General features: G+C 69.5%; 21 protein-coding genes. 7 read left to right on the plus strand and 14 right to left on the minus strand.

What is annotated here, in order from left to right; translation table 11 throughout:
• Positions 1-9 precede the first annotated feature (9 nt).
• Both ABE488_RS07030 and ABE488_RS07035 read right to left on the minus strand, forming a co-directional pair.
• Positions 10-564 (minus strand): cytochrome b/b6 domain-containing protein, encoded by a 555-nt coding sequence (locus ABE488_RS07030; RefSeq protein WP_346442007.1) that lies wholly within the window; start codon positions 562-564, stop codon positions 10-12.
• A complete protein-coding gene (locus tag ABE488_RS07035; protein WP_346447626.1) occupies positions 561-1,664 on the minus strand; it encodes a catalase family peroxidase in 1,104 nt (367 codons plus the stop codon). The genes ABE488_RS07030 and ABE488_RS07035 overlap by 4 nt, the downstream gene beginning before the upstream one ends.
• Positions 1,665-1,954: 290 nt before the next feature.
• On the opposite strand from ABE488_RS07035, the gene mgtE reads away from it, so the two are divergent.
• The 3 genes from mgtE (at position 1,955) to ABE488_RS07050 (ending at position 4,607) form a co-directional block, all read left to right on the plus strand.
• Positions 1,955-3,301: a magnesium transporter gene (mgtE, locus tag ABE488_RS07040; RefSeq protein WP_346447627.1), complete on the plus strand. Its 1,347-nt coding sequence runs from the start codon at positions 1,955-1,957 to the stop codon at positions 3,299-3,301.
• A 132-nt stretch (positions 3,302-3,433) separates the two neighbouring features.
• Positions 3,434-3,778, plus strand: a complete 345-nt coding sequence (locus ABE488_RS07045; protein ID WP_346447628.1) for a hypothetical protein — start codon at positions 3,434-3,436, stop codon at positions 3,776-3,778.
• A 103-nt stretch (positions 3,779-3,881) separates the two neighbouring features.
• Complete coding sequence (locus ABE488_RS07050; RefSeq protein WP_346447629.1) at positions 3,882-4,607, plus strand: ankyrin repeat domain-containing protein; 726 nt, start codon at positions 3,882-3,884, stop codon at positions 4,605-4,607.
• Between the two features lie 33 nt (positions 4,608-4,640).
• Here ABE488_RS07050 and ABE488_RS07055 read toward each other — a convergent pair whose 3' ends face one another.
• Both ABE488_RS07055 and ABE488_RS07060 read right to left on the minus strand, forming a co-directional pair.
• On the minus strand, positions 4,641-5,465 hold the full coding sequence (locus tag ABE488_RS07055; protein WP_346447630.1) for a trypsin-like serine protease: 825 nt from the start codon (positions 5,463-5,465) through the stop codon (positions 4,641-4,643).
• Positions 5,462-5,857 carry a GFA family protein gene (locus tag ABE488_RS07060; RefSeq protein WP_346447631.1) on the minus strand — a complete coding sequence of 132 codons (396 nt, stop codon included), beginning with the start codon at positions 5,855-5,857 and terminating at the stop codon, positions 5,462-5,464. Before ABE488_RS07060 ends, ABE488_RS07055 begins: the two co-directional genes overlap by 4 nt.
• A 301-nt stretch (positions 5,858-6,158) precedes the next feature.
• Between ABE488_RS07060 and ABE488_RS07065 the strand changes: the two genes are divergently transcribed.
• A complete protein-coding gene (locus ABE488_RS07065) occupies positions 6,159-6,833 on the plus strand; it encodes a hypothetical protein (RefSeq protein WP_346447632.1) in 675 nt (224 codons plus the stop codon).
• Between the two features lie 160 nt (positions 6,834-6,993).
• Here ABE488_RS07065 and ABE488_RS07070 read toward each other — a convergent pair whose 3' ends face one another.
• The 3 genes from ABE488_RS07070 to ABE488_RS07080 form a co-directional block, all read right to left on the minus strand.
• On the minus strand, positions 6,994-7,344 hold the full coding sequence (locus ABE488_RS07070) for a VOC family protein (RefSeq protein ID WP_346447633.1): 351 nt from the start codon (positions 7,342-7,344) through the stop codon (positions 6,994-6,996).
• A gap of 96 nt (positions 7,345-7,440) precedes the next feature.
• Positions 7,441-8,175, minus strand: a complete 735-nt coding sequence (locus tag ABE488_RS07075; RefSeq protein WP_346447634.1) for a helix-turn-helix domain-containing protein — start codon at positions 8,173-8,175, stop codon at positions 7,441-7,443.
• Between the two features lie 94 nt (positions 8,176-8,269).
• A complete protein-coding gene (locus ABE488_RS07080; RefSeq protein WP_346447635.1) occupies positions 8,270-8,746 on the minus strand; it encodes a DMT family transporter in 477 nt (158 codons plus the stop codon).
• Between the two features lie 92 nt (positions 8,747-8,838).
• On the opposite strand from ABE488_RS07080, the gene ABE488_RS07085 reads away from it, so the two are divergent.
• Entirely contained in the window at positions 8,839-9,765 is a 927-nt protein-coding gene (locus ABE488_RS07085; RefSeq protein ID WP_346442019.1) for a LysR family transcriptional regulator, read from the plus strand.
• Positions 9,766-9,823: 58 nt separating this feature from the next.
• Here ABE488_RS07085 and ABE488_RS07090 read toward each other — a convergent pair whose 3' ends face one another.
• The 6 genes from ABE488_RS07090 to dcp form a co-directional block, all read right to left on the minus strand.
• Complete coding sequence (locus ABE488_RS07090; RefSeq protein ID WP_346442020.1) at positions 9,824-10,210, minus strand: ester cyclase; 387 nt, start codon at positions 10,208-10,210, stop codon at positions 9,824-9,826.
• A 169-nt stretch (positions 10,211-10,379) separates the two neighbouring features.
• Positions 10,380-11,144 carry an SDR family oxidoreductase gene (locus tag ABE488_RS07095; protein WP_346442021.1) on the minus strand — a complete coding sequence of 255 codons (765 nt, stop codon included), beginning with the start codon at positions 11,142-11,144 and terminating at the stop codon, positions 10,380-10,382.
• Positions 11,145-11,481: 337 nt separating this feature from the next.
• Positions 11,482-11,982: a hypothetical protein gene (locus ABE488_RS07100; protein WP_346442022.1), complete on the minus strand. Its 501-nt coding sequence runs from the start codon at positions 11,980-11,982 to the stop codon at positions 11,482-11,484.
• 348 nt (positions 11,983-12,330) lie between these two features.
• Positions 12,331-12,681, minus strand: a complete 351-nt coding sequence (locus ABE488_RS07105) for a VOC family protein (protein ID WP_346442023.1) — start codon at positions 12,679-12,681, stop codon at positions 12,331-12,333.
• Positions 12,682-12,802: 121 nt separating this feature from the next.
• Entirely contained in the window at positions 12,803-13,090 is a 288-nt protein-coding gene (locus ABE488_RS07110) for a putative quinol monooxygenase (RefSeq protein WP_346442024.1), read from the minus strand.
• A gap of 134 nt (positions 13,091-13,224) precedes the next feature.
• Positions 13,225-15,378, minus strand: coding sequence for a peptidyl-dipeptidase Dcp (gene dcp / locus ABE488_RS07115; RefSeq protein ID WP_346447636.1), 2,154 nt, complete (start codon positions 15,376-15,378; stop codon positions 13,225-13,227).
• Between the two features lie 179 nt (positions 15,379-15,557).
• Between dcp and ABE488_RS07120 the strand changes: the two genes are divergently transcribed.
• The gene (locus tag ABE488_RS07120; protein ID WP_346442026.1) at positions 15,558-15,869 is read left to right on the plus strand and encodes a hypothetical protein; all 312 of its coding nucleotides are present in this window, start codon (positions 15,558-15,560) and stop codon (positions 15,867-15,869) included.
• 485 nt (positions 15,870-16,354) lie between these two features.
• Here the strand turns inward: ABE488_RS07120 and ABE488_RS07125 are convergent, their stop codons facing one another.
• Positions 16,355-20,488: an autotransporter domain-containing protein gene (locus tag ABE488_RS07125; RefSeq protein ID WP_346447637.1), complete on the minus strand. Its 4,134-nt coding sequence runs from the start codon at positions 20,486-20,488 to the stop codon at positions 16,355-16,357.
• A 298-nt stretch (positions 20,489-20,786) separates the two neighbouring features.
• Between ABE488_RS07125 and ABE488_RS07130 the strand changes: the two genes are divergently transcribed.
• Positions 20,787-23,525 carry a winged helix-turn-helix domain-containing protein gene (locus ABE488_RS07130; RefSeq protein WP_346447638.1) on the plus strand — a complete coding sequence of 913 codons (2,739 nt, stop codon included), beginning with the start codon at positions 20,787-20,789 and terminating at the stop codon, positions 23,523-23,525.
• Positions 23,526-23,595 lie beyond the last annotated feature (70 nt).

Consider the following 23,595-nt stretch of genomic DNA (forward strand, 5'->3'; position numbering starts at 1 on the left):
CACGCGTGATCAAGGCCGCGTGCGCCGCCCGAGCGGCCAGGGTGCCATCGTCCGGAACACCCCATCCTGGCGTACCCAGACATGATGGAGGGCTGCGGCCAAGTGCAGCGCGATCACCGCCAGCAGCGCACGGGCGAGCCAGGCGTGCGCGGCGCGCAGCACGCTGTAGAGCGCCGGGTCGTGGGGGGCGATCGCCGGCAGCCGCACCTCGCCCCACAGCAGCACCGGATTGCCGGCGGCCGATACCATCGCCCAGCCGATCAGCGGCATGGCCAGCATCAGCACATACAGGGCGACGTGCGAAGCGTGCGCGGCAGCGCGCTGCCAACGCGGCAGATCAAGCGGCAGCGCCGGCGTGCGGCGCATCAGGCGATGCGCCAGGCGCACGACCACCAACACCAGCAACAACGCCCCGATCGGCCGGTGCAGCGCAAGCAACGCGGGGCGCAGCGTCATCGAGACGACCATCGTCACGCCGATGAACAGCATCGCCAGGATCAGCATCGCCATGCCCCAGTGCAGCAGCCGGGCGAACGCATCGTGGTGGTCGGGCCGCGGGCTCATCGCGCGGCGTCCGGCGGCGCCACGCCAGTGACGTCGGCGCCGCGCGCGATCTCGCGCTCGCGGCGGTCGAAGGACTGCGCATAGACCGCCGCGCGGGCGGCGAGGATCGGATCGTCGGACAGGGCCACGCCGGGCGGCACGATCGTGGGATCGAAATTGAGGTCACGGCACGCACCCGTCGCCTGATCCTGCGCCTGGGTCAGCACCAAGGTGCCCACGCTCACCTGCTCGCGTGCCGCCGGCCAAGGCGTGGTCGGGTCGCGGGTGTCGTCTTCGGGGCCTGCGAGCGTGACGACCATGTCCCAGCGCAGCGGGCCGCGGGCCAGCCGCGCGCGCAGCTCGTCCTGCAGGTAGTCGCGCTCGGCGACCTCGCGCTGCGCGGCGTCCATCTCCACGAACGGCGCCTGCGGCCGCATCGACCAGCGCACCCACCGCGACTCGCCCGCGGCATCGACGAAGCGGTAGGCATGGATGCCGTTGTATTGGGTGTTGGCGAAGCTGTCCGACCACGGCGCGGCCTTGGCCCAGGCGGCGAAGCGCTGCGCCTCGGGATGACGCGCGGCGAACGCCGCCATGCGTTCGGGATCGGGCTTGCCGGTCGCCGGATCCGGCGCGGACGCGCGGGTCTGTTCGAGGAACGTCTCGATCGACGCCGCGCCGAAGAACGGAAAACTGTTCATCGCCATGCGCCATTGACTGCCGTCCGCGCCGTCGAGCACCAGCGCCATGCTGCGCACCCGCGCTTGCGCGTCCAGGCCGTACGGCGAGCCGCCCCCGATCGACAGCCGGCCGAGCACCGGGGTGCGTGCGTTGTCGAACACCGCGGCCCGGCTCAGCGCGCGCCCCGCCGGGTGCCCCTCGAAATGGCCGGCCACGCAGATGCCTTTCGCATGCGCACGTCGGAATCCGGGAAACGGCGTGGTCGAGGTCGCCTCGATGGCATCGGTCATGCGCGCGGGGGTCAACCGCCCGGGGCTCAACCCGCCGGCGGTCCAGGCGAACAGCAGGACCAGGGCGCCGACGATCGCGGCAATGGCGGCGTACGCCCACAGCGCGCGGCGGCGTGCAGGACCAGGAGACGACGGCTCGGCGGCAGGCATCATGGCGTCCGACAGGTGGCTGCGGCCGAGCATACGCCCAGACGCAGAACGCGCCGTGCAGGGCAATCCGCACAACCGCGACCGACCGGCACACGCCATGCGGGTTGACCCCGGCGGGTCACGCGACCAGACTTCGCGCACCGCGACGCACCCGCGTCCTTTTTTCGCGGAACACCTTCCGATGTCCAGCGACAGTCCCAGTCGATCTTTGACGCCGCCCACGGCAACGACGGCCTGAGTCCGCCAGGACAGGCTGCCCGTGCCGCTGTTGCGGCACTGCGAGGCAGCCCATGTTCAAGCAGCACCCCACCGCCACCGGCCCGTTGGCGGCCTTCAACACCGCCGATGCCGTCGAGCATCTCAATCGACTGGACCTCGCGGAGGCCGCGCACCTGGTCGCGCAGGTTCCTCCTGCGCGCGGGGTGCGCCTGCTCGAACAGCCCGAACTGACCCACGCCGCGCAGATCCTGCAGCGGTTGCCGCCCGCGCAGGCCAGCGCGCTGCTCGACGCCATGGCCGACGACCGCGCCGCCGACCTGCTGTTGGCCCTGGAGACCGACAAGCGCGAGCGCTTGATCGGCGCGCTGCCCGCCACGACGCAGCAGGCATTGCGCGGACTGATGCATTACCCAGCCGGCAGCGCCGGCAGCCTGATGACGACCGAGTTCGTCAGCGTCGCCGCCGACCAGCGCGCCGGCGAGGTGCTGCAGCACGTGCGCGAGGTCGAACGCGACCGCGAGACGATCTACGCGATCTACGTGCTCGACCCGAAGACCCGCGCGCTGCAGCAGGTGGTGACGTTGCGCCGGCTGATCACCGCCGATCCCGACGCGCCGATCCTCGACGCCGCGCAGACCAATCCACCGGTGTTCGTGACCCCGACCACCGACCAGGAAGAAGTCGCCCGCCTGATCCGCCGCCACGACCTGCTGGCGATCCCGGTGCTCGACCCGCAGCGGCAGGTCGTGGGGATCGTCACCGTCGACGACGTGCTCGATGCGCTGATCGCCGAGTCCAACGAGGACGTCCACCGCTTCGGCGGTGTCGAGGCGCTGGACCGGCCGTACATGCAGATCGGCTTTCTGGCCATGATCCGCAAACGCGCCGGCTGGCTGAGCGTGCTGTTCCTCGGCGAAATGCTCACCGCCAGCGCGATGCAGCACTACGAGGACGCACTGTCCAAGGCGCTGGTGCTGACGCTGTTCATCCCGCTGATCATGAGCTCGGGCGGCAACTCCGGCGGCCAGGCCACCTCGCTGCTGATCCGCAGTCTCGCCCTGCAGGAGATCCGCCTGCGCGACTGGTGGCGCGTCGTCCTGCGCGAATTGCCCACCGGCATGACTCTCGGCGCGATTCTCGGCCTGCTCGGCATCGCGCGCATCGCCACCTGGCAGCTGGCCGGCTTCTACGACTACGGCCCGCACTGGATGCTCATCGCCCTGACCATCGGCGCGGCACTGCTGGGCATCGTCACGTTCGGGTCGTTGGCCGGCTCGATGCTGCCGTTCATCCTGCAACGGCTCGGCTTCGATCCGGCCAGCGCCTCGGCGCCGTTCGTCGCCACGCTGGTCGACGTCAGCGGCCTGGTCATCTACTTCAGCATCGCCGCCGCGATCCTCGGCGGCACGCTGCTGTAGCGCCGCAGCAGGACGGCGTATGCGGCCGCGCCCCAGGCGTCGGGTTGAGCCCCGTCCCGGCCGTTCCACTCGGGTCTGCCCGAGTAGTTCGCCGCCGGCGCGGCGACGACTGTCGTGCCTCACTCCCTGCGAATGGATGAACACGGCACACCCACCGATCCCGCGCTCGGTCCCAGCGTCGGCGACAAGCTCGGTGGGCGGCTCGATGCCGGTATCGACGCACTCGGCGCCGGTCTCGCGACCGGCCTGGGCACGGTCGGCGAGGTGCTGCGCAACGGCCCCGGCGCGACCCCGGAGAGCTGGATCGTGGGCAGCCTGCTCAACGGCGCAGGCGCCGTCGCTGGCGACCCGGGCCAGACCGTCAGCGACACCGCCGGTGATGTGGCGCAGACCGTCGCCGACGGCGCGCGCGACTTCGGTCGCGGCGTGACCGAGGGCGCCGGCAAGGTGGTCGACTTCCTCAATCCGTTCAAGTGAGCCGCGACGCGGTGCGTGCGCGACCTCCGCACAGCGCTGCGCGGCGCGGTCTGTGGGTGGAGATCACACGCGGCTTGACGCCTCTTGCGGCATGCTGCGCACCATGAGCCGTCGCCCGCTTCCGCACCTGCTGCTCGCTGCCCTGCTGCTGGCGACCTCCGGTTGCACCCAAGGGCATTCGCCGATGACCCCGGACGCGCCCACGTTCACCAATCCCGACCAGGCCCAGTTGCTTGCGGCTGTCCGCAGCGGCGATACCGCGCTCGCGCGCCAGCTGCTCGCGGCAGGCGCCAACCCCAACGCCACCGACGAGGACGGCATGCCCGCGCTCAACTGGCTGATCCGCCAGGGCGACCGTGAGGCCGTGCGCTTGCTGCTCACGCTCGGTGCCGACCCCACCCGCGGCGATGCCAAGGGCCGCACCGCACTGCACGAAGCCGCGCTGTCCAAGGACGACGACTGGATCGGCCTGCTGCTCGAACACGGCGTCGCCGTGGACGTGCCCAACCCGCGCAACGGCCAGACGGCACTATTCGAGGCGCTGCGCGCCCGCGAACCCGACAATATCGAACGCTTGCTCGCTGCCGGCGCCAGACTCGATGTCCGCGACCGCGCGGGCCTCACCCCGCTCCATCAGGCCGCGTTGGTCAACGACATCCCGTCGGTAAAGCGGTTCATGGAGGCCGGTGCCGACCCGCAGGCCACCGACGATACCGGCGCCACGGTCGGTACCTATCTCTACGACGGCGATCCCTCGGTGCTGGACGCGCCGGTGCGCCGCGACTATCTGTGGATCCGGGCGCACCTCGAGTCCGCGCCGACGCGCTGAGGAGCCGGACGCCCATCGCGGCGTCGTGATCGATCAGGAAGCCGACGCCTGCCCGGACATCACGTCCTCGATCCAATCGGCGTAGTGACCCAGGCGCACGTTGCAGGTCGTCTGGCCGTAGCGCCCAGGCCGCGCCGTCCTCACGTCGCCTGCCACGACCTTCCAGGCCCCCAGTCCGGCCAGCCGCCATTGCCCGTCGGTTTCGATGAGCAATGGACCGCCGCTGTCGCCATTGCCGAGCGCCCCTTCCAGTGGGATCGCCGCTGGCGGTGCATCGAAGACGTAGCACAGCCAACGCTCGTGCGCGCTGCTGACCCGGTTGTATGCGCGACGAAGCACGGTGCGATTCGGGCCGCCCGGGTCGTGCCCCGTCGCCCCTGTCCCGGTCGCGCCTTTGCCCAGCAGCTTGACCACGTGCCCGACCTCGTCGGTGCCGCGATAGAGCCCGACCGGCACGATGTCCTCGACCGGCTGCTTCAACCGGATCAGCGCGATGTCGTCCGACCCGGCCAGGAACACCACGATCAGCATCGCCTCGCCACTGGCCATCGCCTGGTCGATCAGCGATTGCGGCAGCGTCCTGTAGCCGGGATGGACCACGACGTCGGCGACCTCACGCGATCGCCCGTCCAAAACGACCGACTCGAGCCTGCCATGCATGGGCAGCGTGTGTGCGGCGGTCACGATCCAGCTCGGCGCGATCAGCACGCCATGCCCTTCGCCCGGCATGTCGACCAGCGCGGGAAGCTCGGAGGCCGGCACCCGATACTGGCCATCGTCGACATCGTCACGCACGACGACCGCGCCGGCGGTCGAGCACGCCGCGAGCAGGCATGCAACTCCGAGGGACCGGATCATGCGGTGTCACCCACGAGGCTCTGCGCCGCGCCATTGCTGCGGCCGATCTCGTCGATCGCGTCGAGATCGATGCCCTCGATGCACGCCAGGTTGAAGCCGTACTCGGTCGGCACGCTGCGGCGCTGATGATGGGTGTAGATACCGCATACGCTGCAGAACCAGTGCTTGGCGATCTTCGTGTTCCACTGGTATAGCGTCAGCACGTCAGCGCCACGGATCACGCGCAAGCGGTCCAGCGTCGCGCCGGCCATGATCGCGCCCTTGCGGCTGCACAGCGAGCAGTTGCAGCGGCGGATGTTCTCGAAGCCGTCGATCAGGTCGACCTCGAACGCAACGGCCTTGCAGTGGCAGGTGCCCACGACCGTGCGCTTGCCGCCAGGCAAGCCGCTCATGCCTGCAGCCCCGCGAGGCAGCCCGTTGCGTCGCGGCGCGCGCGCGGGCAGCCCAGCCCAGGCAAGACGGCGGACACGACGACATCACCGACATCGCGCGGGATCGAGGCAGACAGGGCCGAAAGCGCCATCGCACATCGCTCGATAGGAAGAGAGGCGTATTGTGCGCCTCATCGCGAATACCCGCATTGCCGGTGCCGCTTTCCAACGGCCCCGCATCCACCGCTTCCTGCAGGCCTTCCTGGCCCGCTACGATGCCGATGCCCACACCGGGCGCCTTTCGCCATTGCCTGCCCTTGCCATGACGTTCGTCCGCCAGCTCGGCCTCTACCTGTTGTGCGGGGCGCTGGTGGGCGCACTGCTGCTCGCGTGGATCGGGCTGGTCTACGCGATCGACGTGTACACCACGGCCAAGGTCTCGGCCGACGCCATCCTCAACATGATGCTGACCGGCCTGCTGAGTGTCGTCGGCCTGCCGATCGTGCACCGCGCGCTGTACCGGCGGTTCTGGGACGTCAGTCGCAAGACCGCAGCGGGTGAGCTGCGGCCCGGCGCGGCGGTGCCGGTGATCGGCGTCGCCAGCCCGCCCGTGCCGCGCGTCCGCACGACATGGCAGCAGCGGGCGCTGTACACCGCGCTCTACGTCGTCGGCATCGCCTCGTTGTTGGCCGCGTATGCGCCCTTGGGGCACCACGAAGCCCTGAACGCCTTCCTCGCTCGCTTCAGCGCCGGGCGCAGTTCGTTCTCCAGCCTCGCCACGCTGATGGTGGTGTACGTGCCGATGGCGATCAGCCTGGGGCTGGCGATGCTGTTGCTGAGCGGCGACCGCAAGCGCCTGGAGGCGCGCACACTGCCGCCGGACGAAACGCTACGCCTGCAACTGCGCCAGGACTGGGTGTTCTCGTTCGTGGCCGCCTACGTGCTCATCGGCTTTCTGTCGTTCTTGGCCGGCCACATGCTCCTCGCCTACCTCTGAGCGACCCGCACGCGGCCGCCGGCCGGCGCGGCAAGCCATCGGCGGGCCCGCTGCACATCGCCGGCACGCCGATGCCCGGATCGGCCCGTCGGCCTGCGCTGTCAATCATCCCTCCGGAGGATGGCACCGCGCGGCGTCGTGCAATGCGGCGGCGGTGGCCTCAGGCCTGGGACCAGACCGCGAGCTCGTAGCCATCGGGATCGGTGAAATGGAACCGCCGCCCACCCGGGAAGTCGAACGCCGGGCGGACGAGACGACCGCCCGCCCGCAGCACCGCGGCCTCGCTGGCGACGAGATCATCCGAGCCCAGCACCACAAGCGCCCCGCCGGGCGTCGGCGTGCCGTGGAAGAAACCGCCGGTCAGGCGGCCATCGCGGAACTCGCAGTAGTCGGGGCCGTAATCCTGGAACGTCCAGCCGAAGGCCTCGCCATAGAAGCGCCGCGACGCCTCGATGGAGGCCACGGCGTACTCGAGATAGTCGATGCGGTGATGCGCGTCGGAGCGGGTCATGACGAATCCTGGCAGTCGGGAGCGGGCATTGTCGGGTGTCGCGACCCCGGCGGCTTGCAAGAATCGGACAGCCGGCCGTGCGATGGCTGCGCAGGCTCAATGGCCGTGATCGCGCAGCAACGACGTCGGGGTCAGCCCGGTCAAGCGCCGCACGTCGTGCGCCAGATGGGTCGCATCGGCGTAGCCGGCATCGAGCGCGGCCGGTGTCAGTGGGACCGCACCCGACGCCAGGCGCAGCCAGCGCTGCAGGCGCAGCACGCGATCCAGCACCTTGGGCCCATAACCGAAGGCCTGCAGGCAGTGGCGGTGCAGGCTCCGCTCACTGAGACCCAGCTGCCGCGCCAGCTCGGGGAGGCGCGGCGCCGCCAACCCGCTCAGCTGCGCGAACACCCAGGCCATGTGCGGGTCGGGCTGCACCGAGCGCGCACCCACTGCCGCGAGCAAGGTCCGGGCCGGATCGTCGCCGTCGGCCAGGCGACGCTCCAGCGCGCCTGCGCGCGGGCCGATCACGGCCTCGGCGGCGATGCGCTGATCGGCGAGCGCCTGCATCGGCATGCCGAGCAGGCGGTGTGCCACACCCGGTGCCAGGCGCAGGCCGGTAAGCGTGGCCCCCGGCGCGAGTTGGGCGGGCATGGCTTGCTGGTCGGGACCGGCGATGAACAGCCGGGCGCCATCCCAGATCAGGTCGACGCATCCGTCCGGCAGGATCAGCGGCGCCACCGGCGAATCGCCGGACTGGAAGCACCAGACGCGCTTGACGCGGTCGCGCAAGGCCGCCGGCGGCAGCCCTTCTGCATAGGCCGACGCGGGCGGCTCGGGGTCACGGGACATGCCGCGATGATGGCATTGGGGGCGCGACGCCGCCCATCTCAGTGGGCTGTCGAGCAAGGTGGCATCCCACGATGCCGTGCCTTGCGTGGCCGCCCTAACGCACCGTCGACGACCACTGCACCATCGCCATGCCGGCGAGGATCGTCAGCACGCCGCCGATGCGGCCCAGGTTCGCCTCCTTGACCGGCAAGCCCATCAGCCCGAAGTGGTCGATCAGCAGGGACGTGAGCATCTGGCCGGCGACGACGCAGACGATGAAGCTGGTCGCGCCCAGGCGCGGGGTCAGCATCAGCGCCGAGGTGATGTAGATCACGCCGGCGACGCCGCCGAACCAGGCCCAGATCGGCAACGCGCCCACCTGGCCGAGGGCGGGTGATGGCGTCCGCATCGCCACGATGACCGGCAGCACCACCAGCAGGCTGACCAGCAGCGAGGTGACGGTCGCCCACAGCGGATGGCCAAGTGCGCGCCCCAGTGCGGCATTGCTGCCGGCCTGGAACGGCACCAGCGCGCCGGCGATGACGGCGGCCAGCGCCAAGCCTGCGCCGGCATAGGAAAGCGGAGAAGACATGCGTTCGCTCCAAGTCGTCGGGGTCTGCACCTCACTCTACGGATCATATCTACGAATGGAAATTCGAACTTCGATGATCCATTATTCTTCGCATGAATAATTTGAGGCGGATGGATCTCAACCTGCTGGTCACCCTGCATGCCTTGCTGTCGGAGCGGCATATCTCCCGCGCGGCGTTGCGTCTGCACAGGAGCCAGCCGGCAGTGAGCCACGCACTGGCCCACCTGCGCCGGCTGTTCGACGATCCGCTGCTGGTCCGACGCGCGGGCAAGCTCGACCTCACCGAGCGGGCGAGTGCCTTGGTGCAGCCGCTGACCGAAGCGCTCGAACAACTCGGCGCGCTGCTCGACCCGCCGGCGTTCGACCCGGCGTCCGCACGGCGGACAGTCCGCCTGGCCATGTCGGACTACGGCGCGCGCGTGCTCCTGCCGGGGCTGGCACGCACGCTGCGCAGCCAGGCGCCGGGAATCGACCTCGTCGTCAGCCAGGCCAGCCGCGAATCGATGCTGGCCGATATCATCGACGGCGAGATCGAGATGGCGTTGGGCGTCTTTCCCGGGCGACACCCGGAACCGGTGCGCAGGCACACGCTCTTCGTCGAGGACTTCGCCAGTCTGGCCGATACGTCGACAGTGCCGCCAAGCGGCACGCTCGATCGCCAGGCCTGGCTGGCGCGCCCGCACGTGCTGGTCGCCCTGCGCGCGGAGAGCGACAACGAGATCGACCGTGCGCTCGCACGCGACGGCCTGCACAGGCGGGTCGCGATGACCCTGCCGCACTGGGGCGTCGCCAACGACCTGATCGCCGGCACCGATCTGATCCTGACCGTCGCCCGGCGCAATCTCGACTCCGTCGCCGCGGACCCGCGCCTGCGCATCTTCGCGCCGCCGCTGGCGATCCCCCCGTTCGACTTCGACCTGATCTGGCATCAACGTCGGGAGCGCGACCCGTCGCACACCTGGTTGCGCGACACGGTCATGCGCGTGGCGAAGGTGGGACACCCTGCCGCGACGGATTGAGGCTGCCGCCCGCGCCCACGAACGCAGGCGCCGCCGAAAAATGCACTCTGACCCCGGTTTAGAGCTGGGCCTCGACCGCGGCCTTGTCGATGATCGACCAGACCTCGTGGATCTTCTGGTCCCGAAACGCACACAGGGCGTGTTCGCAGAACATGATACGGCGGCCATTCACAGGCAGACCCAGGAACTCGCCACGCGAAGTGACATCGAAGCGATGCCTGCATGCCACCTGCCGCGGATCGGCGATCAGCCTCTCGATCTCGAAGTGCAGATCCGGAATCTGCGCGAGATCATTTTCGAGCATCGCGCGATCGCCATCGAGGCCGAGCGGCGCGTCGTCATGACGGCCATCGTCATGGGCAAACTGTCCAAGGCGAACCCAGTCCCGCGCATTGAGGCAGGTGATGTAGTCGCGGTAGATCGCTTCACTCTCAAGCTTTCGCATGCGTGGTGTCACCCTCCGTTATGCAGACAGATGTGCCCAACTGAGGCCTGACCAAGAGCGCCTGGCTCGACGACCGCCGGGCGCGCACTCGCGACGCAGCACGATGTCGAGCCCGGCCCCGGAAACGCATTGGCATTGCCGTGTCCGATGTGTGCCCCATGTCCTCGGTTCAAGTGCGATTGATCGACACGCCGCCATCGACCAGCATCGCGCTGCCCGTCAGGAACGTCGCCTCTTCCGAAGCCAGGAACAGCGCAGAGCGTGCAAGCTCCTCGGGCTGCGCCAACCGTTTGAGTGCATGCAGTTGCGCGACCTGCGCCAATGCCTCCGGTGTGCCGTTCATCTCTTCCGCCATCGGCGTGTGCGTGCCGCCGGGCAGCAACGCATTGACCCGGATCGCCTGCGGACCGAACTCGGCGGCCAGCGCCCGAGTCAGACCGATCAGGCCGGCTTTGCTGGCGGCATACGCGGCGGTACAGGGGAAGCCAACGGTGTGGCCGACGAAGGTGGAAGTGAAGATCAGCGACCCACCCCCGCGTGCCAGCATCGCCGGAATCTGGTGCTTGGCGCCGAAGAACGCGCCGCTGAGATTGATGTCAAGCGCCTCGCGCCAGGCCTGTGCCTCAAGCGTTGTGGTCGGGACCAGCGCTCCGAGCGTGCCGGCGTTGTTGAACGCGATGTCCAGTCCGCCGAAGCGTGAGGTCGCCAGTGCGACCAGCGCCTGTGCGTAGGCTTCCTCACGCACGTCGCCGGCCAGCCACGCAGCCTGACCGCCGGCGTCGATGATCTGCGTCGCAATGGCCCCTAGCCGCGCTTCGCGGCGTGCGCCCAGCACCACACAGGCGCCCTCGCGCGCGAATAGATGCGCCGCGGACTGGCCGATGCCGGAACTGGCGCCCGTGATGAGCGCGACCTTGCCGTGCAAACGTTGCATACGTCTCTCCACTGTCTCGAAGGAGCGCGGAGCATGGGCGCCGAATGGAAGCTGCGCTCGCCATGTTCGGACACGACATTGGCCGACCGCGCACGCGCTTGGCGATGCGGCACACGAAATTGCACTCTGACCCCGGTTTCAGAGTTCGATCGAGACTTGCGTTGGCATCGATTTCGGTGGCGAGTGGTCCCCATACAACATCGAACACCGCGCACGCGCCGAGCGATGCGGTGGCTCCTACATCCCGGCCGGAACCATACCTACGAGCGCAGCACACGAAGTTGCGCGCTGATCCTTTGTTGGAATTGAGTGGACCGTGCAATCAGGCACCCAACGCCTATCGCGCAAGCGCATTGCGCAGTGCCTCCGTCACCAACTGCCGCAGAAGCGGGCTTGAAACCTGTCGCATTTCGCCCGCGATAGTCGCCTGGGTGGAGCGAAACTTGGCGGCGTGGGGCGAACGCGTCCCCTGCGTCGCGAGGGAACGAAGTTCGTCTGCGGTGAAGTGCTTGGCGTAGATCGTCGCCAGATTCCGATCCCACCGCGCTTGATAGGCAGGGGCCAGCTTCGACATCTCGCCGGCCACCAATCGTTTGGCCTGCGCGGTGCCATGCCGCTGCGCCAGTGTGGCAAACGCCGTCGTCGCCCCCGCCGCTTGGTTCGCGATGGACTCAAGTCCCGCGCCCATCTTGAAGCGCTGAACAAGCGCAACCGCGGGATCGCCCCCGGCCGCTGGGATCGTGGACTGCGCCTCGGGCGCGGCCGGGCTACACCCCACTGCCGACAACGCCATCGACAAACAGACCGCCGCACCAAAACCGAGGTGCTTCCAGGACATGACCGCACTCTCCATGCGCCGTTGCAGTGTGATCTGGGGTCGCCGCGAAGCGACAACGCTTGAACACGTGTCAGGCGACGATCGAACGCTCTGACATCGGAGGTCTGCGCGGCCTCTGCCGCCCGCAATCCTTCTTGCAGGACCCGGCGCCCCAGCAGCGCTCGACCATGCGGCGTCAATCGGCATGTTGATGGAGATGCATCCGGGTTCCTGGGACTGGGTTGGCGTCCTCATCCCCATCGTCCACTGATGCCCCGGATGAACAATCGACTGATCACACCTCACGCCTGAGATGAGCCGCTCCGCGGAACGGCATCGGCCAGGAGGACTTGCTAGGTCGCACCCGGCCTACACATGCTGAAGGATGTTGATGAGCCTGCCCGTTGGGTCGCGTACGTAGAACCGCTTCACGCCCCACGGCTCGATGGCTGGCCCGTACTCGACCGAGATTCCCGCTTCTTCGACTCGGCGCAGCGCCTCTGCCAAGTCATCGACCTCCACGGAAAGATGGGGCACCTCGGTTCCGGAACCGCCCTCAGATGCGATGCTGACTTGGACCGTCATTTTCGCATCGCTGGTGTACGTTCGGATCCAGCCATGGTCCATGGCCAGCTCCAGACCCAATACGTCGCTGTAAAAGGCCGCAGCCTGTGAGGGGTTGGCGGCCTGGATGTCCGCGACGATGCGTTTTACTTTCATCCGCTTGCCTCCGCAGTTGACTGTTTACCCAAACCACGATTCAACCCCATAAATAGGGTGCACGGGAGTATGGCTGCGCCCGCTGCAGACCGCCAACTGCCTCATCCCGCGCTGCGCAGCGTTACCCGAACGCGTCCATGAGCAGATAGGTCCCCGGCGCGCGCTGGTGCTTGTCGATCAACGGCACCAGCCGCCGGAAATGCTCGGTGTTGCAGTGCGCGTCCAGGGCGGCGCGGTCCGGCCATTGCTCGATGAAAACGAAGTGCCCCGGGTCCTTTTGATCCACGTATAGATCGTACGAGATGCACAGCGGCTCTTGCCTGGTTTTCTCCACAAGCTCTCGATAGAGCGGGGCCACGGCATCGAGGTGTTCGATCTCGATGAAGTCTTGCGCGATCACTTTCAGCACGCGGCTCCTCCTGATACTGGCTTGTGCTTGCTCGCGCCACTGCGCGAGAGAGCACATGAGCAAACGACAACGGGGCGGCCCGAAGGCCGCCCCGCTCGGTGCTGCATGTCATGCGCCGCAGCGCGCGACATGGCTCACTTCAGCCCACGATGCTCCAGCAGCGGCTCGACGCTGGGGTCCTTGCCGCGGAACTCGCGGTAGGCGGTGGCGAGGTCTCGCGAGTGGCCGATCGACAGGATCTTGTCGCGGAAGGTCTGGCCGTTCTCACGGGTCAGGCCGCCGTTCTCGCCGAACCACTGGAAGGCGTCGTGGTCGAGGACTTCGGCACCGAAGTACGCGTAGTAACCCGCCGCGTAGCCGCCGCCCCAGATGTGGCTGAAGTAGCTGGTGCGGTAGCGCGGCGGCACGGCGGCCAGATCGACCTTGTACTTTTCGAGCGCCTGCTTTTCGAACGCGTCGACGTCCTGCTTGGCCTCGCCGGCCGGGAGCGTGTGCCAGGCGAGGTCGAGCAGCGCGGCCGAGAGGTACTCGGTGGTCGCATAGCCCTGGTTGAACGTACGCGCCTTGACGATCCGGTCGACCAAGTCCTGCGGCATCGCCTCGCCGGTCTCGTGGTGCTTGGCGTAGTTGGCGAACACCTTCGGGTCGAGCGCCCAGTGCTCGTTGAACTGCGAGGGGAACTCGACGAAGTCGCGCGGGGTGTTGGTGCCGGCGACCGACGGGTACTTGGTGTTGGAGAAGAAGCCGTGCAGCGCGTGGCCGAATTCGTGGAACAGCGTGGTCACGTCGTCGAAGCTCAGCAGCGCGGGCTGGCCGGCGGCGGGCTTGGTGAAGTTCTCGACGTTGTAGACCACCGGGATGGCGCCGGTCAGGCCGTTCTGCTCGACGAAGTTGCCCATCCACGCGCCGCCCTGCTTGCTGTCGCGCTTGAACGGGTCGAGGTAGAACAGCGCGAGCTGCTTGCCGTCGGCGTCCATGATGTCGAACACGCGCACGTCGGGGTGGTAGACCGGGATGTCCTTGCGCTCCTTGGCGGTGATGCCGTAGAGCTGGTTGGCAGCGAAGAACACACCGTCGTTGAGCACGCGGTCGAGCTCGAAGTAGGGCTTGATCTGCGCTTCGTCGAGGTCGAACTCAGCCTTGCGGACCTGCTCGGCATAGAAGTCCCAGTCGGCCGCGCCGGCGGTGAAGCCACCGTTCTGTGCGTCGACCACGCCCTGGATCTTCGCCAGCTCGGCGCGCGCACGTGCGGTGGCGGCCGGCACGGTGTCGGTCAGCAGCTTGAGCGCCGCTTCCGGGGTCTTCGCCATCTGATCGGCAATGCTGTAGGCCGCGTAGTTCGGGTAGCCGAGCAGCTGGGCCTGGCGCGCACGCAGTTCGGCCAGACGCTGGATGGTGGCGCGGGTGTCGTTGGCGTCGCCCTTCTCGGCGCGGCCGGTGGAGGCGGCGAGCACGCGCTCGCGCAAGCTCCGGTTCTTCAGCGAGGCCAGCACCGGTTGCTGGGTGGTGTTCTGCAGGCTCAGCAGCCACTGGCCCTCCTTGCCGGCGGCCTTGGCGGCGTCGGCCGCCGCGGCGATCGCGCCGGCGTCGAGGCCGTCGAGTTCGGCCACGTCGGTGACGAACACGCCACCGGCGTTGCTGGCGGCCAGCAGCTTGTTGCCGAACGCGGTCGACAGGGTGGACGACTCGGCGTTGAGCTTGCGCAGCTCGGCCTTGTCGGCGTCATTGAGCAACGCGCCGGCGCGCACGAAGTTGTCGTGCGTGTGCGCGAGCACGGTCGCCTGTTCGGGCGTGAGGCCCAGCGTGTCGCGCTGGTCGTACAGGGTCTTGACCCGGGCGAACAGCGCAGGGTCGAGGTAGATCGCATCGCTGTGCTCGGCGAGCTTGGGCGCCAGCGCCTCTTCGGCCGCCTGCAGGGTGTCGTTGGTGTTGGCGCCGGTAAGCATGAAGAACACGTTGGCGGCGCGGGTCAGCAGTTCGCCGCTGCGCTCCATCGCTTCGATGGTGTTCTCGAAGGTGGGCGCCTCGGTGTTGTCGGCGATCTTGCGGATCTCGGCCAGGTGCTGCTTCATGCCCTCTTCGATTGCCGGCTGGTAATCGGCGTCCTTGAGCTTGTCGAAGGGCGGGGCCTGGAACGGCAGCGTGCTGGCGACGAACAGCGGGTTGTCGGCCGGCGCGGCCGCGGCGGAGGCATCGGTAGCGGGCATCGTGGACTCGGCAGCAGGGCGGTCGCCGCAGGCGGTAAGCGCCAGCGCGATCGCGGAAGACAGGAGCAGCTTATGCAACATGGAGGGAACTCCGTTAGGGGACAGCGCGGTAACGGCGTCGGTCGCGGCACGCGGCCCGCCAACTGCGCAGGGTGCGCTCAATGGTAGAGCTTGGAAATGTGCCGTTGGTTTGCCGATTCAGGCGGGCGGTCGCCGGGTGGGGCACCCTGCACGCGTCCTTGTCGCTCGGAGTGCCCACGATGTCGTGCATTTTCGCGTTCGCGGCGGCGCTGGCTATGTGGGCCGCTGCCGAACCGGGCGGGCCGGCGACGCCGGTGGCGCCGGATCCGGCGATGGTTGCGGAGACTGCGCCGATCGGGACGGCGGTCATGCTCGCCGACGGCACGCTGGTGTTGCAACTGCGCGCGGCGCTCGACGGCGGCGCGGCGCACGGCGAGGCCGAAATCCGCTACCGGTCGGGCACGCCCGAACACGCGGCGGTACTGGCGCATATCGGTGGTCTGGCGCCGGGAGAGCGCAAGGCGGTGCCGCCCTGGCCGGAAGGGGAGTGACCGGCGATCTGGCGAGCCAGGCCAAGCATGGCGGGGCCTGGGGCCGGCCCGGCTCTGGGTCGTCTGCGATTGCAGGCCATGGCGGAGCATGTCCAAGTGCCCCAACCAAAGCGCACGCGACCTGCATGCGCAGGCGTGCCGATTCATTCGAACGACGCTTCGATCTGACCGGCATGTTGCCGCGCTTGGCCCGTGCCTTGGCCGCCAGAGGGACGCCCCCCGCGCAGCGACCACGGACGCCAGCTCAGATACGACGCGAACAGTCTGTCGGGGGAGGGGGTCCGCAAGGCGGACGAAGGCCGCCACCGGATGGCCGCCACGCGACGGCGTTCGCCCTGGCCCCGCTCCCGTGGGGAGCGGGCGCATGGCCGCACATGCGCGTGCGGCGGTCGATCTGCCACGGTACGCCGTCGGTCCGACGCACCTGGCTTGGGGTCACCGCGTCCGGCACGCGCCCGTCGAGCGGGTCGCGTGCCGAGTTGCGGTCAGAAGTGCCAGCGCCAGTTGAGCTGGGCGCCGAAGTCGCGGGCGCCGTCGCCCCTGCGGCCTTGCGCGGCGATCGACAGGCGACTGCGCTCAGACGTGCTCAAGGCGATGCCGAGGTCGGCGACCGCGGCGTTGGCCGCCATCGGCGCGCCCTGCACCATGAAGGCATCGCCGCCAGCAACGAACCGATGACGGCTGTCGCGCGTCAGGTCGCCGCTCGCGTGCTCCCAGGCCAGGCCACCGAACAGGGTGGCTTGGTCGCGCTGCCCGCCGCTGATGTCCCACGTCGCGCGGACGCCGGCGGTGGCGACGGTGTAGCGATCCTTGCTGGCATCGACGTGCAGCGCCGCGCTGCCGCCACGTTCGGACGCGGCATCGGTCTCCAGCCGCGTGTGCGCGACCGCCAACGTCGGCGTCAGCGTGAGCCGGTCGAACGGGAACTCCCATCCGGCCTGCAGGAAGGCGGTGGTCGCCTTGGCGTCGTAGCGCGACCCCACCTCCTGTGCCAGCGTGTTGCCAGCGACGACGCGACGCGATGTCTCCACGCGATAGTCGGCGCGGGTCGCGCCGCCGTGCAGCCACAACGCATCCCAGCGCGCGCCGGCATAGAGGCCGTACTGGGTGGCGTCGGTGTCCGCCTGCGATCCGCGCGCACGGACGCGGGTGGTGATGTCCTCGTTGCCCAGTGCCAGGCCGACCACCCAGTGCTCGCCCAGGCGCCGATCGGCACCGGCCATCAGGCCCTGGCGGCTGGTCCGAGTGCCGGCCGCGTTGCCGTCGGTGTCCATCCGCCCCTGCATGCCGCTGCCGGCGACCCAGGCCACGGTGGCATCGGTCCGCGTGGCGGCGGCCTGGCCATGGAAGCGCTGGCCGATGCCATCACGCAGGAAGCGGTCTTCGAGCAGCGTGCCGCGAACATCGGCATGCAGTTCGCCAGCCAGGTGGTCGAATGCAGTGCGCCCGGTGTTCGCATCGAACAGCAGCAGGGTGTTGTACAACGCCAGCGCGTCACCGGACTGCGGAAGCGTGTTGAGCGCCAGCGCGGTGCGGTACTGGTTGCCTGTCTGCGCGACGGTCTGGAAGACCGCCGGCGGCTTCGGCGTTGTCGGCGGCTCTGGGGTCGTGGGCGGCTCCGGCGTTGTGGGCGGCTCGGGCGTCGTGGGCGGTCCCACATCCTTCAGCGCGATGCCCAGCACGACCCGGTCGGGTTCGTAGGTCAAATGGGTGTCCAGGAACGCGGACTGGCTGGCCACGCTGGCGAAGGTGCCGGCGACGCCGCCCTGGGCCTGCACGATGGCGTAGGTCTGGCCGGTCGTGTAGCTGGTCTGCGGGTCCAGTGCGGTGACCTGCACGCGACCGCCGCCGAGGGTGGCCTTGCCGGTGGTGGTCAGCGTGTCGCTGCCGCCGTTGCCGGCGATGTCCACTGCGAAGATCGAATCGGCTGCGAACCGCACATCGCCGCTGGACGTCAGGCTGCCCAGCGCGCCGGTGCCACCGATCGACAGGGTGCCGCCGCCGAGGACCTCGAGGGCCCCGATCGTGCCGGTGCCGGTGTAGGTTTCGCCGTTGCCGACGGTCACGTCATCGTTGCCGCCACCGCCCAGCAGACCGATCTTCAGGTCGACCGAGGTGCCGGTGTAGGACAGGGCCACGTCGAGGAACGCGGACGCGCTGACGGCGTCGGCGAACGTGCCCTTCACGCCCTTGGCCGCCGTCAGGATGGTGTAGCTCTGCCCATTCTGGTAGCTGGTCGCCGGGTCGAGCGCGGTGACCACGACGCCCGCAGGGCCGCCGTCGAAGCCGTCGTGGGCGCCGATGCTGGCCTCGCCGCTGACCACCAGCAGGTCGCTGCTGCCGTTGCCCAGGATGTCCACGTCGTAGAACACCTTCTCGTCGCCGGCCGAGCCAGCGCCCAGCCGCAGGTCGCCGTCGATGGTCAGCGTGCCCACGGTGCCGTCGCCGGGGGCGATCCGCCCGCCCCGGCTCAGGCTCACGTCGCCGATCGTGCCGGTCCCGGCCAGCACGCCACCGGAGGTGACGCTCGCGGTGGCGGTGCGCTTCATCACGGGCGCCGAGACACCGGTGTTGAACTCCTGCAGGAAGCCGGCGGTGCCGTTGAGGACCAGCGTGCCGCCGGTGACCCGGTACTGCTGGTCGGCCAGGCGCCCGCTGAAGGCCGGCTCAGCCGGCTTGGCGTAGAGGTCGGCATCGAGGATCAGCTTGCCGCCGGTCACGACCACGTCACCACCGAACCGGCTCAGGTCGCCGGTCAGGCGCGTGGTGCCGGCCGCCTGGGTGATCGCGCCGGCGGTATGCGCATGGCCATTCGCGCCGCTGTTGGGCGCGCTCACGACGGCATTGGACAGTGCCAGCTCGTCGGTGTGGTTGAACAGCAGGCCGCCAGCACCCGACTGCATGGTGATCACGTCGTCGGTGTCGATCCCGCCGGCCGCCATGGCGGCCTCCAGCGCCGGACCGGCGGGTTGCGTGGCCCACGACGCCATGCCGCCGCCAAACACCAGATAGCCGAGCGACTTGAGCGTGATGCCGCCGGTGCCGCCGCCGACCTGGCCGCCGCGCGAGACGGTCAGCACGCCGTAGGCGTCGAACACCGAGTTGCCGATGGCGATGCCGTCGGTGGCCTGCAGGCGCGAGCCGGCGCCGTCCACGCGCACCTGTTCGTGCTTGAGGGCCGGGACGAACGAGACGCCGTCGCCACCACCGGAGATCAGCATGGTGCCGGTCTCCAGCACCGCCCCGTCGACGATCTGCAGGTTGGTGGTGACGTCCAGTTCGCCGGTGTTGGTCCACTTGGTCCCGGCGCCGGTCAGCGTCGCGGTCTCTTCCTGCTTGGCGAAGCTGTCGCGGACCTTGGCGGTCGTCGACGCGATGCTGGCCCCGTCCTCGACCCGCAGGTGGTTGGACACGACCAGCTCGCCCGCTTGGAGCGTCGAGCCCGCGCCGCGGACGATCACCCGGCCGGTCTGGTCGAAGTCGCCGATGCCGAGCGAATCCTGGGCCTCGGCGCGCAGCGAATCGGCAACCACCCGCGCCCCGTCTTCGACGGTCAGCGTGCCGTCGGCATTCTGCGCGACGACCACGCTGCCGGCCTCGAGTGCGGTACCGGCGCCGCTCAGCAGCAGCGTGCCGCTGCTGTCACGGCGCGACCCGATCACGACCGAATTGGCGGCGATGCGCGCGCCCTCACGGGCGCTGACAGTGCCGTTGCCTTCGTAGCCAATGGTGATGTTGCCGTTTGCGCCATTGGTGGCCAGGCGCGTGTCCGGGCCTTCCAGCTCGACGCGACCAGCGACGCCCTGGCGCAGGCCGATGGCGATGTTGTTGGCCCAGGCCTGGCCGCCGTCGGCAAGGCGCAGCGTGCCCTGACCCTCGCCGCCGACGTACAGGTCGCCGCCGGTGGCGCGCAGCGCCGAGCCGGCACCGGTGACCGTGGCACTGCCCACGCCGCCCGCGGAGGTGCCCAGCGAAATGCCGGCCCCATTGCCGCCGCGGGTCGCGGTGACCTGCGCGCCATCGGCGACATTCAGTGTGCCGGTGCCCGCGAATCCGATCTGCAACAGCTGGGCGGTCGCGCTGGAGCCGGCGCCCAGGACGTCCATGCGTCCTTCCGAACCGGCATCCACGCCCAGCGAAACCCGGTCACGCGCGGTGAACGTGGCCCCCGACAGGACGTCGAGACGGCCCTTGCCGGCGACGCCGATCCGCACCCGGTCGTCGTCGCCGACGGTCAGGCTCGCCTGTGCACCCTCGACGACGATCGTGCCGTCGGCACCGGCGCCCACGCCCAGTTGCAGGTGGCTGCCATCCACCACGACCGCGCCGTTACCGACGATGCGCAGCGTGCCCGTGCCCGCGTTGCCGACATTCAGTCCGGTGGTATAGCGCCGCGCCTCGTCGATCGTCAGCTGCTCGTCGACGTTGACCGCCTGCGCCGCTGCCCCGCTGGCGGCGGCCATACCCAGCACGGCCAGAACGGCAGCCGCCAGCGGGTGCCGGCCGACCGCCGGCAGCGCGCGGGCACAGGCGCCCGCGGCGCTGCCGGCGGCCAGTTCGGAGGCGACCTGCACCAGGCCGAGGCGGCGATTGAAGACCAAGCGGAAAACTCTGTTCACGGCGTTGAGATCCTTCGGATTTGAAGCGAAAAGGGGAGAAGGCGTCGACGACGGCGGGGGCCGTCGCGCATGCCTGCAAGGGCGCCGCGGCGGCCGGTCCGACCGCCGACGGGATGCGGGGGAGCGGCGCCGTCCACAGGGACTTGCGCGCCGGGCGCCACCATAGGCAGGCCGGTCCGGCATCGGGGGTACTTTCCGGTAACGGATAGGTAACGGCCCGTTTCGAGGCGGCGGACTGGTATCGTGACCGGCCGCGAACCGGCGCCAGAAGCGCGTCGCACCGCCATCGGACTCCACCTTGACCACCATCGACCAGACCGACGAACCGCTCGCCAACGACGACGAAGGCCTCGACTTCCGTTACCGGTTCGGCACGGCGACGTTCGACGAATCCACGTTCGAGCTCTGCGTCGACGACGCCCCGGTCGCGGTCGAGCGGCGCGCGTTGGAGGTGCTGGCCTACCTGCTGCGGCATGCCGGGGAGGTCGTCACCAAGGAAGAACTGTTCAAGGAGGTCTGGGCGGGACGGATCACCGTCGACAAGGTCCTGCCCAACGCCATCACCAAGCTGCGCAAGGCGCTGGGGCCGGCCAACGCGGGGGTGCTGACCACCCAGCCTCGGCTCGGCTATCGCCTGACCGGCCTGACCGAGCGCGTCGTCGTGCGCGCGCGCGCGCCGGCGCATCTGGCGCTACGCGAGTCCGATCCTGTGCCGCTGCGGCCGCGTTTCGTGCTGCGGCGGCTGCTCGGCAGTTCGTCGCATAGCGAAGTGTGGCTGGGCGAGCACGCCCGGACCGGCGAGCACCGGGTCTACAAGTACGCCAGCAGCGGCGGGCGCCTGCGCAGCCTCAAGCGCGAGGCCACGCTCGCGCGGTTGCTGGCCCGCGGCCACCAGGGGCCGTCGGAGGCGCCGTTCGCGCGACTGATCGACTGGCATTTCGAGGCGCCGCCGTTCTTCCTCGAATACGCCTACTGCGGCACCAACCTGTCCGAGTGGTCCACGACCCATCTGGCCGAACTGCCGACGCCGGCGCGACTGGCGCTGTTCCTGCAAATCGCCGACGCAGTCGCCGCGGCGCACCAGATCGGCGTGCTGCACAAGGACATCAAGCCAGCCAACGTGCTCGTCGCTGCGGCCGGCGACGGCTGGCGCGTCTGCCTGACCGATTTCGGCAGCGGTAGCCTGCTGGAACCGGGCCGGCTCGATGCGATGGGCATCACCCGCCACGACCTCACCGCGACCGGCCTGCTCAAGAACGGCCCCGATTCGGGCACGCCGCTGTACCTGGCGCCTGAAGTGGTCGCCGGGCAGCCGCAGACCGTGCGCAGCGACGTCTACGCACTGGGGCTGATCCTCTACCAACTGCTGCAGGGCGATCTGAGCCGGCCGATGGCCTCGGGCTGGGAGCACGACATCGACGATGCCCTGCTGCGCGAGGACATCACCCTGGCCACCCACGGCAACCCCGAACGCCGGCTGGCCTCGGCCCCGGAGCTGGCACGGCGCCTGCGTCGGCTCGGGCAGCGGCGCGAGGAGGCCGAGCGGGCCCGGCAGGACCGCGAGCACGCGCTGCAGACCGCCGCCGTGCTCGCCCGCACCCGCGCGCAGCGTCCCTATCTGATCGCCGCCTTCGTCCTGCTGGTCACCGGTCTGTCGGCCTCGCTCTGGTTTCACCGCGAGGCCCGCCACGCGCAACAGATCGCCGAGACCGAACTGGCGCGCGCCAACGCGCTCAATACCTTCGTGACCGAGGACGTGATCGGACGCGCCAATCCGCTGATCACCGCCAACGGCCACAACGCCAACATCCGCGACGTCCTGCTGGCCGCCCGTGACCGGGTGGACCCGCGGTTCGGCGCGCGCCCCTTGATCGCCGCAACCGTACACGCCTCGCTGGCGACGCTGTTCAACAGCGTGGAGCTGCTGCCCGAGGCCCGCCAGGAGTTCGCCCGCGCGCTCGAGTTGTTCGAGGCCCAGACCGGCGCCGACAGCCTGGAGACATTCAAGGCACGCTCCACGCTGATCCGGGTCATGACCCGGACCTCGGAGTTCGAGGCCGCGCGGCGCGCGCTCGACCTGCTCGAGGCGCAATACGCCGCCGCGCCCGATCCCGAGCGCGCGTACCAGCTCGCGCTGGCCCGGAGCACCTACTTCACCAACGCCGGCGAGTTCACCCGCGCCGTGCCCGAGTACGAGACCGCGTTGCGCCTGCTCGCGCAGTTGCACGCCGACGACCTGCCGATGCACGACTCGCTGCGCTTGGACCTGGTGCAGGTCTATACCCAGGTCGGCCGCGCCGAGGACGGGCGCCAACTGGCCCAGACCATGCTCGAGGACCTGCAAGCACGTGATGCACCCAATGCACTGGCCATTGCCGTCACCCGCCAGGTCATGGCCGGCGCCGAGATCAAGCTCGGCCGCTACGAGGAGGCCGAACGCATGCTGCTCGACGCGCAGCAGACCGTGGTCGCGATGACCGGCGCCGGCAGCATGCGCAACATGATGCTGGTCAACAGCCTGCTGGAAATCGACCAGCACAGGCAGCGCTGGCCGCAGGCGCTGGCCCACGCCCGCACGCTCTACGAAGGGATTCGCGCCAAGCTCGGCGAGGACAGCATCTTTGCCGCCACCACGCTGGGCGTTTGGGGACAGGTCCTGTTTCTGGCCGGCCAGCCGGACGAGGCCGCTCCCAAGCTCGAAGCGGCCTACCGGCAGTTGGTCCAGCTGCAGTCCTCGGCCAATCCGCAGACCCAGCTGATCGGCTTCTGGTACGCGGCCACGACCGGCGCGCTCGGACACTGGGAACAGAACGAGGCCACCCTGGCGACCCTGGACGCGGCCCAGCTCAACGCTGCCGCCGCCAGTCCCGCGTGGCCGCTCCGGCTGGACGCCCTGCGCGGCGTGCTGCGCCACCAGCATCACCACGATGCCCAAGCGCGCCCGGCCCTTGAGGCCACGCTGGCGAGCCTGCGCCAGCAGCCGGACGTCGAGCCGGCGCTGGTCGCGCTGGTCGAGACCGCATTGCACGCGCGCTGAACCACACCCGGCCGGCGGGAACCTTGGCGGCGGGGTGATGCCAAAGCTCTGCGCCACGCCCCAGGACGCG

Source organism: Luteimonas sp. TWI662 (genome assembly GCF_039673825.1).
Lineage (GTDB): Bacteria > Pseudomonadota > Gammaproteobacteria > Xanthomonadales > Xanthomonadaceae > Luteimonas.

Bases quoted from the DNA above. Each gene is read 5' to 3' on its own strand.
- mgtE (WP_346447627.1), top strand. From the start codon at position 1,955: ATGTTCAAGCAGCACCCCACCGCCACCGGCCCGTTGGCGGCCTTCAAC.
- ABE488_RS07055 (WP_346447630.1), bottom strand. From the start codon at position 5,465: ATGATCCGGTCCCTCGGAGTTGCATGCCTGCTCGCGGCGTGCTCGACC.
- ABE488_RS07080 (WP_346447635.1), bottom strand. From the start codon at position 8,746: ATGTCTTCTCCGCTTTCCTATGCCGGCGCAGGCTTGGCGCTGGCCGCC.
- ABE488_RS07105 (WP_346442023.1), bottom strand. From the start codon at position 12,681: ATGAAAGTAAAACGCATCGTCGCGGACATCCAGGCCGCCAACCCCTCA.
- ABE488_RS07045 (WP_346447628.1), top strand. From the start codon at position 3,434: ATGGATGAACACGGCACACCCACCGATCCCGCGCTCGGTCCCAGCGTC.
- ABE488_RS07035 (WP_346447626.1), bottom strand. From the start codon at position 1,664: ATGCCTGCCGCCGAGCCGTCGTCTCCTGGTCCTGCACGCCGCCGCGCG.
- ABE488_RS07085 (WP_346442019.1), top strand. From the start codon at position 8,839: ATGAATAATTTGAGGCGGATGGATCTCAACCTGCTGGTCACCCTGCAT.
- ABE488_RS07065 (WP_346447632.1), top strand. From the start codon at position 6,159: ATGACGTTCGTCCGCCAGCTCGGCCTCTACCTGTTGTGCGGGGCGCTG.
- ABE488_RS07075 (WP_346447634.1), bottom strand. From the start codon at position 8,175: ATGTCCCGTGACCCCGAGCCGCCCGCGTCGGCCTATGCAGAAGGGCTG.
- ABE488_RS07120 (WP_346442026.1), top strand. From the start codon at position 15,558: ATGTCGTGCATTTTCGCGTTCGCGGCGGCGCTGGCTATGTGGGCCGCT.
- ABE488_RS07050 (WP_346447629.1), top strand. From the start codon at position 3,882: ATGAGCCGTCGCCCGCTTCCGCACCTGCTGCTCGCTGCCCTGCTGCTG.
- ABE488_RS07090 (WP_346442020.1), bottom strand. From the start codon at position 10,210: ATGCGAAAGCTTGAGAGTGAAGCGATCTACCGCGACTACATCACCTGC.
- ABE488_RS07060 (WP_346447631.1), bottom strand. From the start codon at position 5,857: ATGAGCGGCTTGCCTGGCGGCAAGCGCACGGTCGTGGGCACCTGCCAC.
- ABE488_RS07100 (WP_346442022.1), bottom strand. From the start codon at position 11,982: ATGTCCTGGAAGCACCTCGGTTTTGGTGCGGCGGTCTGTTTGTCGATG.
- dcp (WP_346447636.1), bottom strand. From the start codon at position 15,378: ATGTTGCATAAGCTGCTCCTGTCTTCCGCGATCGCGCTGGCGCTTACC.
- ABE488_RS07070 (WP_346447633.1), bottom strand. From the start codon at position 7,344: ATGACCCGCTCCGACGCGCATCACCGCATCGACTATCTCGAGTACGCC.
- ABE488_RS07030 (WP_346442007.1), bottom strand. From the start codon at position 564: ATGAGCCCGCGGCCCGACCACCACGATGCGTTCGCCCGGCTGCTGCAC.
- ABE488_RS07095 (WP_346442021.1), bottom strand. From the start codon at position 11,144: ATGCAACGTTTGCACGGCAAGGTCGCGCTCATCACGGGCGCCAGTTCC.